The 14,606-nt window shown below is 60.6% G+C and carries 11 protein-coding genes; 5 read left to right on the forward strand and 6 right to left on the reverse strand.

Annotated features, from left to right (window positions below; all coding sequences use genetic code 11):
• Positions 1-11: 11 nt before the first annotated feature.
• Positions 12-1,316, reverse strand: coding sequence for a glycosyltransferase family protein (locus RCF49_RS12010; protein WP_342640120.1), 1,305 nt, complete (start codon positions 1,314-1,316; stop codon positions 12-14).
• 469 nt (positions 1,317-1,785) lie between these two features.
• On the opposite strand from RCF49_RS12010, the gene RCF49_RS12015 reads away from it, so the two are divergent.
• The 4 genes from RCF49_RS12015 to RCF49_RS12030 all read left to right on the forward strand — a co-directional run bounded on the left by RCF49_RS12015 (position 1,786) and on the right by RCF49_RS12030 (position 6,904).
• Entirely contained in the window at positions 1,786-2,682 is an 897-nt protein-coding gene (locus tag RCF49_RS12015) for a radical SAM/SPASM domain-containing protein (protein ID WP_342640121.1), read from the forward strand.
• Positions 2,683-2,849: 167 nt separating this feature from the next.
• Positions 2,850-5,573: an ABC transporter transmembrane domain-containing protein gene (locus RCF49_RS12020; RefSeq protein WP_342640122.1), complete on the forward strand. Its 2,724-nt coding sequence runs from the start codon at positions 2,850-2,852 to the stop codon at positions 5,571-5,573.
• 23 nt (positions 5,574-5,596) lie between these two features.
• Entirely contained in the window at positions 5,597-6,061 is a 465-nt protein-coding gene (locus RCF49_RS12025; protein ID WP_342640123.1) for a cyclic nucleotide-binding domain-containing protein, read from the forward strand.
• 72 nt (positions 6,062-6,133) lie between these two features.
• Complete coding sequence (locus RCF49_RS12030) at positions 6,134-6,904, forward strand: ABC transporter substrate-binding protein (protein ID WP_342640124.1); 771 nt, start codon at positions 6,134-6,136, stop codon at positions 6,902-6,904.
• Positions 6,905-6,975: 71 nt separating this feature from the next.
• Here RCF49_RS12030 and RCF49_RS12035 read toward each other — a convergent pair whose 3' ends face one another.
• The gene (locus RCF49_RS12035; RefSeq protein ID WP_342640125.1) at positions 6,976-8,166 is read right to left on the reverse strand and encodes a patatin-like phospholipase family protein; all 1,191 of its coding nucleotides are present in this window, start codon (positions 8,164-8,166) and stop codon (positions 6,976-6,978) included.
• A 308-nt stretch (positions 8,167-8,474) separates the two neighbouring features.
• Between RCF49_RS12035 and ggt the strand changes: the two genes are divergently transcribed.
• Positions 8,475-10,103, forward strand: coding sequence for a gamma-glutamyltransferase (ggt, locus tag RCF49_RS12040; RefSeq protein ID WP_342644189.1), 1,629 nt, complete (start codon positions 8,475-8,477; stop codon positions 10,101-10,103).
• Between the two features lie 6 nt (positions 10,104-10,109).
• On the opposite strand, the gene RCF49_RS12045 is transcribed toward ggt, so the two are convergent.
• Genes RCF49_RS12045 through RCF49_RS12060 form a run of 4 tightly spaced genes read right to left on the reverse strand, consistent with a single transcriptional unit; the run spans position 10,110 to position 14,568 of the window.
• Complete coding sequence (locus tag RCF49_RS12045; RefSeq protein ID WP_342640126.1) at positions 10,110-11,339, reverse strand: Zn-dependent hydrolase; 1,230 nt, start codon at positions 11,337-11,339, stop codon at positions 10,110-10,112.
• Between the two features lie 6 nt (positions 11,340-11,345).
• Positions 11,346-12,632, reverse strand: a complete 1,287-nt coding sequence (locus RCF49_RS12050; protein ID WP_342640127.1) for an ArgE/DapE family deacylase — start codon at positions 12,630-12,632, stop codon at positions 11,346-11,348.
• A 24-nt stretch (positions 12,633-12,656) separates the two neighbouring features.
• A complete protein-coding gene (locus RCF49_RS12055) occupies positions 12,657-13,646 on the reverse strand; it encodes a branched-chain amino acid ABC transporter permease (protein ID WP_342640128.1) in 990 nt (329 codons plus the stop codon).
• Between the two features lie 46 nt (positions 13,647-13,692).
• The gene (locus tag RCF49_RS12060; protein WP_342640129.1) at positions 13,693-14,568 is read right to left on the reverse strand and encodes a branched-chain amino acid ABC transporter permease; all 876 of its coding nucleotides are present in this window, start codon (positions 14,566-14,568) and stop codon (positions 13,693-13,695) included.
• Positions 14,569-14,606 lie beyond the last annotated feature (38 nt).

The following is a 14,606-nucleotide window of genomic DNA, read 5'->3' on the forward strand; positions in this document are numbered from 1 at the left end:
GACCCGGCCCGCTACCCAGCAGCGCTAAGCCGCTGCAGTCCGTCGCCGGCCGTGTCGGGATTGGATCCAGAACCGCAGAACGGACCGTCTGAACCTCGAACAGAATCGCCATACCGTCCATTGATCCAGGGGGTTACCTGAGCATTCACGCTCTCCAGCCCTGCCATGAGGTCGGGCAGCATGCGGGCCGATGGCGGGGGCTGGTCCGCCAGCGCACCGAGAGCCTCGGCCATGGCATCAATATCGGCCACATAGTTTCCCACTGAATCGGTCCCCAGCAGCATGCGTGCGAGCCCCAATGCCTCCGCGCGGCTTGCCCTGATCAGCTGCTCCTGGCGCGGATGCGTGCGCGGCACGATCAATGCCGGCTTGTCATAGGTGAGCACCTCGCAAAAGGTATTGTACCCGCCCATGCAGACAACCGCTCGGGCGCGCTGGACCAGATGCTCGACCTGATTGTGGAAGACCATCACCTCCACATCCCGCAGCTTTTCGGCACGCTCATGGAAGGCCTCGCGCTGCTCCAATGGCATAAACGGCCCAAGCACGATCAGCGCCGGCCAAGGCAGATCGCGCCTGGCTTCGTAGGTTTGCAGGATCCAGTCGACCAGCTCTGCCCCATCGCCACCGCCGCCGGTCATCACCAGGAGAAAGTCTTGCTCGGTAATCGATGGCCAATGGTGATTGGCGGCCGTCTTGGCCAGGGCCCGTGGCAGATAACCGGTATAGACGATTTTCTCGCGAACCGACTCGCTCACCTTCAGCCCGGTGAGCGGCTCATAGAGTGCGCGATGTCCATAGACCCAAATCTCGTCATAGGTGGCCTCGATCGTCTGCATCGCCCGCTTACGTCGCCATTCCTTGCGCAGAACCTTGGGCTCGTCGAGAACATCCCGCAAGCCCAGGACGATCCGTGCTCCGCGCGTCTTGAGGAGATCGAGCGCTCCGGCGAACTCTCCATGCAATCCGCTCGGTTCCTTGTCGACGATGACCAGATCGGGGTCGAAGACCTCCGCCGTTCGCTCGATGATCGCGCGCCGCAAACCGATCGTCTCGTTGATATCGATATGCAGGTTGAGAGCGGTGTAATTGCCATTGCGCAGCTTGATCACGCCCGGCACCCGGACGAAATCGACCCTGGAGCGAAAATCAAACGCGCCGATGATGGGCGAGCCGGTCACGATCAGAGCGGAAAGCCTCTTATGGCGCTCGACGAGGCTATGGGCGATGGTCATCGATCGCCTGAGATGACCGAGACCAAAGGTGTCGTGGCTATATAGCAAGATCTTGGCGCCGTCGCGCCTGCCGCGAGCCATTCTCCGGTCCCCTCATCCGCTATTCCGGATCGTTCCCGCATCACCCACGGCGAGGATCCGCTGTCGCCCAAGCATCATCCCTAGCACGAGACTGCCATATCTGAGAACCGGCATTTGGCGCGAACTTGGTAACGACAAGATGGCGTTTCCTTGACACAAGCCTGCTCGACAGTGCTCACGATGCGGTGCATTGTTTCTCGGCATTTCGTTGATTAGATCGGCTTTGAGAATTGAGCTTCTATGCTGGACAGTCGGCCGACTTTTCGAGCGCTCGTCGGAGTGCCTGAGGTGTTCGGCTGAGACCGGTGAAGCGCATGCGCAACAGTTGAGCAGTCACCGCTGACATTAAGGATCGCGAATGGCCACCAGCCACACCCTTGAGGCTCATCTTCCCCTGAAGGCGCGGGTTTCGCGCCTTTTCGCGCATATGCTGCCCCTATCTTACTTCAAGAAGCCGCCGACCATCATCGTGGTCGACGTCACCAATTCCTGCAATCTGCGCTGCCCCGTTTGCCCCGTCACCATCGCGATGACGCGCAAACGTGGGCTTATGAAGCTCGATCTGTTCAAAGCGATCGTCGATGACTTCAAGAAGATGAAGGAAAAGCCGGCGATGTATTTCAACTTCTCCGGCGAGCCGACACTTAATCCCGCATTGCCCGATTTTGTTGCTTATGCGCACCAGAATGGCCACGACACCTTCCTTTCGACCAATGCGACCAAGCTTTCCCAAGACATGGCCGAGCGCCTGATCACCGCCGGCCTTGGGCGCGTCTATCTGTGCATGGATGGCTTTTCCAAGGAGGCGCAGGAAAGCTATCGGGTGAACTCCAGCTTCGAGGAGGTGAAGGCGAATATCGAGATGTTCTTGTCCACGCGGCGCAAGCTTAAGGTCAAGAATCCCAAATGCGTTTTGCAAACCCTGCTGACCGGCTATTCCGAACATCAAATGGAGGATATCCGCAGCTGGGCCGAAGACATTGGCTTTGATCAGATTCGCTTCAAGACGTTCAGCATCGGCTCCTATACGACTGAACAGGAGAAGCAGGAATTCAGCCGCTTTCTTCCTACCCGTGAAGACCTTCGGCGCCATCCGACCGGAATACAGCGCGCCACCTGTACCGCCCCGCTCCATCAGACCGTCGTCTTCTGGAATGGCGATCTAGGTCTTTGCTGCATTGATTATGACCAGATGGTCCAGTTGCCCAATATTGGCGAGGGCGGTTTCCTCAGGGCTTATTTATCGGACGAGGCAGCCCGTGCACGCAGGAAGGGATACTTGAAGCAATTCGATATTTGTAAAGGATGTTCTTATTCGAATGCAGAAAATATGGGTATGAAGATTGACCTGAGACAGCCGATATGATGAGCCTGTGAGGCTACTCTGAGTGCGGATTGTGGGGGACGCTCCGGAGCCATCATATTACTGACATGGCCGCCGGCCCGACTGGCCGTATAATGTTTGTGGCACTGTTCGAGCGCGAGCTCCTGTGCGGCGCAAGCTGCACTGGAGATGCGCTTCGGGATTAAGTGATGGAAAGCAATTTATTTTGGTATATTTGGAATCACACCAAGAAACAGCAGATCTGGATCCTGGCGATCATTCTGCTGTCGATGCCTGTCTATTTCGTTTCGCTCGACCTTCCCAAGCAGATCGTCAATGGCCCGATCACGGGCGAGGGCTTTGAAGCCGCAAACGCGACAGCCCGGTTTCTGAGGCTCGCCTTTGGCCTGCCGCAGTTTCTCGGTGGCGGCGAAGTTGAGCTCTTTTCCGGCTTCGAGCTCAACAGGATGGGCATGCTCATTGCCCTCTCGCTGACCTTCCTCGCGCTGGTCTGCATCAACGGCGCGTTCAAATTCTACATCAACACATATAAAGGCCGCCTCGGCGAGCGGATGTTGCGTCGGCTCCGCTATGACCTCGTCGACCGGGTGATGCGCTTCCCCCTCAGCCATTTCCGCCGGATCAAGGCGCCGGAAGTGGCCACTATGATCAAGGACGAGGTGGAGCCGATGGGAGGCTTCATCGGCGATGCATTCGTCCAGCCGGTCTTTCTCGGTGGGCAGGCCTTGACCGCGCTTGCCTTCATCCTGGCGCAGAATTTCTGGCTTGGCATGATCGCCTTTGCTGTTGTGGCAGTACAGGCTTACATCATCCCACGCCTGAGGCGCCGGCTGCTGGTTCTGTCCAAGCAGCGCCAGATCACTGCTCGGGCTTTGGCCGGCCGCGTCGGCGAAATTGTGGAGGGGGTCGCCGACGTTCACCTCAATGACGCGTCGAACCGCGAGCGGGCAGACATCTCCAACCGGCTCGGTGAAATCTTCTTCATCCGCTACGAGCTCTATCAGAGGAAGTTTGCGGTCAAATGGCTGAATAACTTTCTCGCGCAGCTCACACCCTTCATGTTCTACCTGATCGGTGGCTATTTCGCCTTGCGCGGCTCATTGGATATTGGCCAGCTGGTTGCGGTGATCGGCGCGTATAAGGATCTCCCGACACCCATCAAGGAACTGATCGACTGGGATCAGCAGCGCCTTGATGTACAGGTGAAGTACAATCAGGTGATCGAGCAGTTCTGTCCGGACAATATGCTCGATCCCAAGCTGCAGCTCCCGCCCGAGGGGCCCATTCCCCATATCGAGACCGCTCTGGCCTTGGCGAGTGTGAGCGTCATCGACGAGACCGGCGCGCGGTTGCTCGAGTCCACCTCCCTCACCCTCCAGCCGCAGGAGCGCGTCGCTGCCATCGGGCCGATCAATAGCGGCGCCGAAACCGTGGCAGAGGTGTTTGCCCGGTTGACGCCGCCGACCAGCGGTCGGGCGACGATCGATGGCAAGCCGCTCGAGGAGCTGCCTGAGGCCTTCACGGGGCGTCGCATCGGTTACGTGGGTCCCGATGCTTATTTCCCCCATGCGTCTATCCGGGAAGTCCTCCTTTACGGCATATGCCATGTGCCGCTCCGCGGACAGCCCAAGACGGCAGAGACGAGGGTCCCGCCGGATATACTTGCGGCCGAGGCCCTTGCCTCCGGCAACACCACCATGGATGTGAATGCCGACTGGGTCGATTACGAGAGTGCCGGTCTCACCGGGCCGGAGGCGCTCACGCCCCGGTTCATGGAAGTGCTGATGATGGTCGATCTGCACGCGGACATGTTCGATCTGGGCCTGCGGTCGACCATCGATCCCCAAACCTCGCCGGAGATCATGAGCCAGGCACTGGAGGCACGCTCCCATCTGCGCCGCATGCTGTCGGAGCCTCCTCTGAACCAGCTGGTCGAGATATTCGATCCCGACCGCTATAACTTTCAGGCGACCGTTGCCGAGAACCTGCTGTTCGGTACGGCCCTCGACGATACCTTCGCGATCCGAAATCTGCCGACCAACGCCTATATGCACGAGGTCCTGCAGGACCAGGCGCTTGAGGACAATCTCGTCGAGATGGGCCGCGAGATCGCCGAAACAGTCACCGATCTGTTTGCAGGGCTGGCCCCTGATCATCCCTTCTTCGAGCAGCTCAGCCTGATGACTGCCGAGGAAATTCCAGAATATAAGGCGATCTTGGCCCGGCTCAGTTCCGGCGGCGCCACGGCCAGAGATGACCGGGCGATGCTGCTCAAGCTCGCGCTGGGCTATATCGAGCCGCGCCATCGCTTGGGCCTGCTTGATGATGCTCTCGCGAGGCGCCTGGTGGAGGCGCGCAAAGCCTTCCGTGCGGGCTTGCCGAGCGATCTCGCCGGGTCTGTCGCGTTCTATGAGCCTGACAAATACAACATCGCCTCGAACCTGCTCGACAATGTGCTGTTCGGTCGTATCGCATACGGCATAGCCGATGGGCCACGCCGTGTGCGCGAGGCCATGCGCCGGGTCTTCGATCAACTGGGCATGGAGCATGCCATCATCGAGGCCGGGCTCAACTTCAACGTGGGCTCGGGCGGCAAGCGGCTTTCTGCCTCGCAACGGCAGAAACTGGCACTTGCCCGTGTTCTGATGAAGCGTGTCGATTTCCTGATCGTGAACCGCGCATTGTCAGCCTTGGATAGCCGCAACTATGCGGAAATCGTTCAGCGGGTCCTCGCCGCGGCGAAGGAAGACGGCGACAGAGGATTCGGGCTGTTCTGGGTATTGAACACGCCCGATCTCGCCCAGCTATTCGATCGTACACTTACTTTCGATCAGGGCCGGCTGGTCGCCGATAGTCTCGCTGATCGTGGCTCTGATCGCGATAGTCCTCGGCAAAGGGTCGCCGCATCATGACGTCATCGGAGGAGAAGTACGGCATGACTTCCCTAAAGGATGAGGTGGACGCGCTTCGGCGCATTCCTCTGTTCGCAAACGTCTCTCCTCAGAAACTCAAGCTTCTGGCCTTCACGTCCGAGCGTATGTCCTTCGAGCCCGGCCAGGAGCTTTTTCATCAGGGCGATATCGGTGATGCGGCCTATGTCATCATCGCCGGATCCGCTGAGATTCTCGTAGATACACCCGATGGCCAGCTCGCCGTCGCCGAGGTCAGCGAAAACGACTTCATCGGCGAGATTGCCATCCTGTGCGAGGTGCCGCGGACCGCAACCGTGCGTGCCGTCAATCGCCTCGAAACGCTCAAGATCATGAAGGAGCACTTTCTCCGCATGGTCGCTGAATTTCCGGAAATGGCCGTCGAGATCATGCGTGAGCTGGCCAATCGTCTTCATCGAACAACCATGGAGTTGACCGAAGCGCGCCAACATCGGCGCAACGGTACTTGATAAGCTTCGCCCTGGGGAGGGTGGGAAGCAGTAGTAAGATCGCCTTTATGGCGTGGCGTACAGGAGTAATCTATGCGAATGCTGGCGGGGGTGTTTGCACTATTTATTCTCATCGGCGCTGATGGGCGCGGATTTGCCCAGCAATCAGATCTGGTCATAGGAACCGAAGGGTCATACCCACCCTTCAACTTCACTGATGCGAGCGGGAATCTCCAGGGCTTCGATATCGACATCGCCAAAGCGCTCTGCGTGAAGCTGCAGGCAAATTGCCGGTTCGTTGCGCAGGACTGGGAAGGCCTCATTCCAGCACTTCTTTCGAAGAAGATCGATGCCATCGTCGCATCAATGTCGATCACGGAAGAGCGGATGAAGGTCGTCGCCTTCACCCAGCGCTATTACCGAACGCCCGCACGCTTCGTTGCGCCGAAATCCTCCCATATCACCGATACGTCACCCGACGGCCTCGCCGGCAAAAGTCTTGGCGCCCAGTCCTCCACGATCCATGCCAAATATCTGGAGGAACACTACCAGGAATCGACCATCAAGCTCTATGGATCCCATGATACGGCGATGCTGGATCTTGCAGCCGGCCGCATTGATGCTGTGCTCGTTCAGTCCACAGCCGTCTATGACTGGCTGAACAAGACACCGGAGGGCGCCTGCTGCGAGTTCGTTGGCGAGCCCCTGAGTGATCCGGCCTATTTTGGCTTGGGCGCCGGCATCGCCGTTCGCAAGGAAGACGAGGCGCTTCGCGAGCAATTGAATCAGGCAATCGACGCGATCCGGGCTGACGGCACCTATCAGCAGATCAATGCAAAATACTTTCCCTTCTCGATCTATTGATCGGAAAGACCGAAGATCGGTCACCCGCGCGCAACGGCAATCGAAACCGCGCGGTGGCACTTGCCTGCCCGTCACCGCAGCCCGGCCGAGCTAAATCCCAATGCCGGTGGCATCCGCAGCCATTGGAGATTGCTGTTACCCATCGCATAGCCGCGGCTGTAAAGCGCCTGCATATAGTGCACATCGAAATCGTCGGTGGAGGTTGCAGCAAAATCGTCTGGAACTGCCACCATCCGGAACTCGAGCCGATTGGCCTCGGAGAGGGCAAAGAGCCGGAACAGGTCGCCGGTTCCATGAGCCTTGGTGAGCGTTGAGATCGACCGCTCGATAATGGGCAGCAGGCTGAGCTTCGTCGCCGACCATTCCGGCCCGAGCTTACCGTTGTGAATGACGTAGAGGCGACGGGGAATGTGCCGTTTCGTGCTGCTCGCCTTCATGAACAAGGCGGGAAATACGAAGACATCTTCCGTCACCGAGCCGTCCACATGCATCTCGTCATAGAGCACGCCATCAACGGTCACCTCGATCTCCACGGGTGGAAAAATGCCCGGGATGGAAGCCGATGCCAGCAGGACTGATCTGAACAGGTCCAGCCGGTCTGGTGCGCCACTGCTCGCAATAGCCCCCATGTCCCAGATCACCGGTCTCTGCGCATCGAGATTTGTTGTCGCCACGAAAAACCGGCGCCCGCGCATATGCTCAGCCGCAACCTCGTCCAGATAATCCTCGTCAATTGCCTGCACGATCAGATTGGCAAGGGGGGTATCATCGGCGAGCGACGTCCCACCGAGCAGCGCGCTGAGCAGACCGCGCCGCCGCATGATGTGGCTTCCGCCATACTGCGTATAGAGCGCCGTCAGCTCCGCATCGCGGGAGGGCCCGAGAAATGCCATCGCGCCGATCAAAGCGCCTGTGCTCACTCCCGTGACCACCTCGAACTCGGGCCGTGTGCCGCGTGCGCTCCAGCCCGCGAGCAAACCGGCACCGAATGCGCCATTCTCACCGCCGCCGGAGATGGCGAGGAAATCGAGCTGCCGCGGCTGCCGTCCCGTTCGGCGATATTCCGCCGCTCTATGCGCCGCTTGCAATGTGAGTGCTGCATCCGACGGATCGGGGATCGCATCTCCCCAGAACCGAATGTGTTCATAGCCCACCGGCTCGGCAACATCCACCTGAGCCATCGGAACCGGATCACGCGCATGGAACGATGCGCAGGACGCCAGGCCCACCGACAAGAGTACGGCGGCCCCAGCTTTAAGCAAGCTGGATCTCATGGTGTGGATAGGACCCTGTGAACTTGTTTCGGGTATCTATCACTTTATACACTTTTTCGTTGCAAATCTCGCCCTTGCATGTCAATTCCCGCGCTTCGCCGATGGTCGTGCCAGAAAAGCCGCAGGTCTCCTTCGGTCCCTTGCGAGATGCCGTGAGCCGCTGTAGTCCAGTCTTAAGAGAGGCTGATGCAGGTGGTGTGGTGAGGACGGAAGCACAGCGGGACGAGCAGAACTGGCGGACAGGCGCGGGCGTAGATTTCCTGTGCGAGAAAAGCCCCGCCCAGGGCACGGCTGGTATGGTCGTCACCAATCACGGGCTTGCCTCCGCGGCTGGCGCGGAGATGCTGGCTGCTGGTGGCAATGCGGTCGATGCCGCCATCGCTGCACTCTTCACCCTCACCGTGGTCGAGCCGATGATGGTGGGCATATTTGGCGGCGGCATGGCCCATATCCGCATGGCGGATGGTCGCCATCTCGTCCTTGATGGCTTGAGCGCCGCTCCCATGGCCGCGAGGCCCGAGATGTATCGGCCAGTGTCCGACCGCATGCCGCATTACATGGAGACTGTGGGCCGCGAGAACATGCTGGGCCCGAAATCGGTCGCAACCCCTGGCACCTTGCGCGGCTGGTGCGACGCACTCGTCCGCTTCGGCCGACTGTCGCTTGCCGATGTCATGGAGCCCGCTATCCGGCATGCCCGGCGCGGCTTCACGGTGACCCCATACCTCGCCAATTGCATTAAGGAAGCTGCGGCGGATCTTGCTCTCGATGCCGAGATTGCGCGGCTATACGTGCCAGATGGCTCGCCGGTCCCCCCAGGCCACCGTCTGGTGATGACGGACTATGCCGAAACACTGTCGGTGATTGCCGAGGAAGGCCCCGAGGTCTTCTACGGCGGCAGCCTTGGCCGCATCATCACCGATTACATGGCACGCACTGGAGGTCTGGTCAGCGCGGCCGATCTCGAAGCGGTGAAGACGATCGAGCGCACGCCCGTATATGGCACCTATCGCGGCTATGACGTCTATGGGCCACCCCCGCCCTCTGCCGGCGGCGTCCACGTGCTCCAGATGCTGAATATTCTCGAGGGTTATGATCTGGCCGGGCTCGGCTTTGGCTCCGTTGAAACCATGCACCTGCTCGGTGAGGTCCTCAAGATCGCCTTTGCTGATCGGGCGGCCGCCACGGCTGATCCGGCCTTTGTCGATGTTCCGGTTGCGCAGCTGATTGCCAAAGCTTATGCGGACGACCGTCGCGCCAAGATCGATGCGATGGCGACCCGTAATTGGGGGCCCGGTGTCATCTCAGCGGAATCCGCCAACACCACCCATGTTACCGTGGCCGATGCCGATGGCAACATCGTCGCCAGCACCCAGACCATCAACAGCCTGTTCGGCGCCCGTTTCATGATCCCAGGCACCGGGATCATCCCCAACAATTATATGTCCCTCTTCGACCCGCACCCTGGACACGCCCTGTCCATTGCGCCGGGCAAGCGGGTCACCACCTCAATGGCGCCAACGGTTGTGCTGCGCGAGGGCAAGCCGGCCTTTGCCTTGGGTTTGCCGGGTGGGTTGCGTATCTTCGGCTCCGCGATGCAGGCGATCGTCAATCTGATCGACCACCGCATGACACTGCAGGAAGCGGTCGAGGCACCACGCCTGTGGACGCAAGGTCAGGAGCTGGAGGTTGAAGAAGCCTTTCCGACACCGGCCCGTGAGGCACTCGCAGCCCGCGGCTGGACCGTGCTTCCCGTTCCGCATGTGGGCGGCGGCATGACCGCCATTGCATTCAACCCGAATGGCAGCACCACCGGTGCCGCCTGCTGGCGCGCAGATGGTGTAGCGATCGGCATGGGCGGCGGCAATGCGCGTGCAGGCACCCGCTTCTGGCCCGATGCACCGCCCGCCGCTGAGACACGCTAGCCTATTCTAGCTCGCCAGCCTCAGCGCCATGTTCAGAAGCACGTCCGCTCCGGCCGCACACTGGGCTGGAGTACTGTATTCCGTCTCATTGTGAGAGATGCCGGTCTCGCTCGGCACGAAGATGAGCGCGGTCGGGCAGAGCCTCATCATCGGAACCGCATCGTGGCTGGCCACGGTCAGGATGTCCCGATGGGTCAAGCCCAGCTGATCGGCGGTCTCTCTCACGAGACCGGTCATCCTCGCGTCCATCTCCACCGGGCCGAACTCAAAATATTGCTCGAGCGTTATGGTGACGCCCCGCTCTTGCTCGACCTTGCGGCACGCCGCCCGCAGCTCGGCTTCCATCTGCACCGCCTCTTCCGGGTCGCGATGGCGCACATCGCAGCTTAGCCGCACCTCCGCCGGAATTACCCCGCGCACATTGGGATAGATCTCGATATGCGGTGCATTCGATCGCCCATCCCGCCCGCGCGACCGGCCGATCCGATCGATTTCCAGCGTGAGCGCCGCCGCTCCCACCATGGCATCGCTGCGCTGTTCCATCAGGGTCGGGCCCACATGCGCGGCCTGTCCCTTCACCGTTGCCACGAAATAGAGCGCCTTGAACGAGCCCGTGACAACGCCGATCTGCTCGCCCCCTTCCTTGAGCAGCGGTCCCTGCTCCACATGAAGCTCGAGGTAAGTGCCAACCTTGCGGCCCCCCACCGGACTGCTTCCGGCATAGCCAATGCGCTCGAGCGCCTCACCAACGGTCACGCCGGACGGATCTTGCCGCGACAGCGCGAAATCCAACGCAATATCGCCAACAAAGACCGACGAGCCGAGGGTCATTGGCGAGAACCGCGCCCCCTCCTCATTGGTCCAGCACACAAGCTCGATCGGCGCGCGCGTTGCAACCTGCTGATCATTCAGCCGCCTGATCATCTCGAGCCCGGCAATCACGCCCAGAATGCCGTCGAATTTCCCGCCCGTCGGCACAGTGTCGAGATGGCTGCCCACCATAACCGGTGCGGCCTGGGGATCGCTGCCTTCACGGCGGGCGAAAATATTGCCGAGCCTGTCCACGGTGACGCTGCAGCCGGCCTCCTTGGCCCAACGGCACAGAAGATGCCGTGCCTCTCCATCCTCGGCCGTGAGTGCAAGCCGCCGTGAGCCGCCAGCAGCAGTCTCACCAATGCGGCCGATCTCCATGAGCGCCGACCACAGGCGGTCGCTATCCACGCGCAAGCTATTCACTTGGCTCTATCCTCTCTCTACGCCGCACCACTCGGCCAGGAACAGCGCCATCGTTTTGGTCACTGCCCTGACGGACTCGAGGTCGACCCGCTCGTCGAACCCGTGCGGCCGCTCACAGATCGGACCGTAAACCAGGCCAGGCGTGTTCTGGTAGAGGCCAAAGAAGCGAGCGTCGGTGGCAGCAGAGGTCACCACGTCCTCGAGCTTCTGATCGAACACGGCATAGTGGCTGTCGGCGAGCACCGCCTCCGGCACCGCCGCATTCTCCAGAACGTATCCCTCCGCCATATGGCCGTGATACTCGACCCGTGGCGGATTATTGGAGAGATAGGGATCGCTCAGCGCCGCCTTACGAATACAGGCCTCGATCTCGTTGCGAATATCCGCAAGCTTGGCTCCCGGCAGCACGCCGACGCGGACATTGAGGGTTGCCGTGGCGGGCACGCTGGACGTCCATTCGCCGCCCGAGATCTCTCCGAGATTGACGCGGATCGGATGCGGATGATCCTTATAGACGGGGTGGTCGACCTTGCGCGCGTTCCAGACGTCTTCCAGCGCCTTGATATGCGGCCATAGGCTCAGCGCCTTCTCGATCGCATTGGCGCCCACATTGTTGAACCCGGCGGAAGCATGTTGCGGATCGCCGTCGACATGCACGCGGAACCAGATCAATCCCACTTCTGCCCGCATGAGCTTCGGCTCCAGCGGCTCGGGAACGAAGGCACAGTCGGCGCGATAGCCCCTTTGCAGACAGGCGAGCGTGCCATTGCCCGTGCATTCCTCCTCGACCACCGATTGGAAGTGGATCGGCGCCGTGGGCATGAAGCCGGCCGCCCGCACCGCATCGAAAGCAAACAGCGTGCCCGCAAGCCCCGCTTTCATGTCACCGGCGCCACGGCCATACATCCACTTGCCCTCGATACGCGGCTCGAAGGGCGGCGTCGTCCAGCGCTCCCATGGACCCGTCGGCACCACATCCACATGACCATTGAAGATCAGCGAGCGGCCCTTGCGGGTCTTCGGCCGGTATGTGCCGACGACATTGAAGGAATTCTCGTAAGAGATCGCCACCGGCGCGAAACCCGGCATATCCTTGATGTCGTCCACATTGATCCGCCAATGATCCACATCGAAGCCACGCTTGGCCATGGCATCGGCCATGAAATCCTGCATGGTGTGCTCCTGGCCTCGCAACGAGGGAATGCGCACCATGTCCTGCGTGAAGCGGATCTGGTCATCGAATGCCGCATCGACCGCATCCGTGATGGCTTTGGCAACGTCCTTGTCGAGCATGCCTGCTCCTTTCACTTTACGAGTTCACTGCGACCGGGTGCCGAACCGCTTCATCACCAGCGGACCGAGCGTCGCAAGGCCCCTGGGCAGGAACATCACGATCAGAATGATGATCGCGCCATAGACCAGCAGGCGGTAATTATCGAGATCGCGCAACAGCTCGACGGTGACCGTGAGGATCAGCGCGCCGATCAGCGGCCCGCTCAGCGTGCCAAGCCCGCCCACCAGCGCCATGGCGATGATGAGGATCATGAGATCGACACCCACCGCGGCCGATGGGGTGAGGATGCCGATGTAATGGGCATAGAAGGCACCGGCCAACCCGACGAGAAAAGCGCTGACCCCGAACACCAGCAGCTTCTGCTTGGTGAGGTTGACCCCGAGGCTCTCGGCTGCGTCCTCGGCATCGCGCATGGCAACCATTGACAGCCCGGTTTTTGAGCGCATCAGCAGGGTGATCACCGCCGTGGACGCGATGAGCAGGATCAGCACGAGATAGTAGTACGGCACCTTATCGGCGGGTGTGAATGCCACCTTGCCGAGCCCGGGCAGAGTGAAGCCGGTGAAGGCGGGAATGCCCCAGAGCCCAAGCTCACCCCGGGTGATCGACTGGAGGTTGGAAATGACGATGCGCACGATCTCCGCAAAGCCAAGCGTCACGATCGCCACATGCGGCATGGATTTGATGCGCAGAATGGGCAAGCCGATGAACAGGCCCGCAACGGTCGCCGCCAAGGCCGCAATCCACACTGTGAGCCAGGGGCTCAAACCCGCATTGATGCTGATCAGGGCTGAGACATAGGCGCCGATGCCAAAAAAGGCATGATGGCCGAACGTCTTGAGGCCTGCAAAGCCGGTGACCAGGTTCCAGGCCGAAGCGAAGATGCCGAAGATCATCGACAGGATCAGGACGTGCAGCAGATAGCTGTCGCGGGTGAGGAGCGGGATCACCGCCATAATGGCAATCGCGGCAACGATCAGTGCCCAATGCTGCGGTTTCAGCGGAAGAAACATGCTTATCTCCGGTCAGCCAGCTGGGTCTGTGCGGCAAGGCGGGTCATCACGAGGGCTTCTTTCCAAACAGGCCCCAGGGCCGCCACCAGATCACGCCGATCATCAGGGCGAAGGCGATCACATCGCGCCATTCCGAGGAAGTGAGCTGCACACCGATCGCTTCCACCACCCCGAGGATGAGGCCACCGGCGATGGCACCGGGGAAGCTGCCGAGACCGCCGAGGATGACGACCACGAAGCCTTTGAGCAGGATCGGCATGCCGCTCCATGGATTGATCGCATAGATCGGCGCCAGCATGGCCGCAGCAATGGCGCCGAGGGCCGCCGCGATTCCGAAGGTGATGAGATAGATCCGCTGGGCGGGGATCCCCACGACCGCCGCTGCGTCTCGATCCTGTGACGTTGCTCGAATGGCCCAACCAAGCCGAGTGCGCTTCAGGACATAGGTCATGATGCCGATCGTCAGCAGGGCTACGCCGAAAATGAGCAGACGCTGCACCGGCAGACGGATACCGGCGAACTCTACGATGCCCGACAGGTAATAGGGCACGCTCTGGAACTGCTCGCCGAACAGCAGCAGCGCCGCATTCTGCAGGAAGATCGAAAGTCCCAGAGTTGCGGCAATGGTCGAGAAGGCCCATCCCTCTTTCGGCAAGAGGTAATGGATCGTCAGCCGCTGGACGAGCGCGCCCAGAATGAACGTGGCCACAATCGCCAGCGGTATGGCGAGATAGGATGGCACCCCATAGGTGACCACCAGGAAGAAGACGAAGTAGCCACCCAGCATATAGAACTCGCCATGGGCGAGGTTCAGCACCCGCATGGTGCCATAGATCAAGGCGATGCCGCTGCCGATCAGGGCATACATCGAGCCTATGATCAGGCCATTGATGACCTGCTCAAGGAAGATCGCGTAATTCAAGTCCCTCTCCCTTGCCCCTGGTTCGCCCCGATCCCCAC

Origin of the sequence: Rhodoligotrophos sp. CJ14, from assembly GCF_038811545.1 — a bacterium.
Classification (GTDB): Bacteria; Pseudomonadota; Alphaproteobacteria; order Rhizobiales; family Im1; genus Rhodoligotrophos; species Rhodoligotrophos ferricapiens.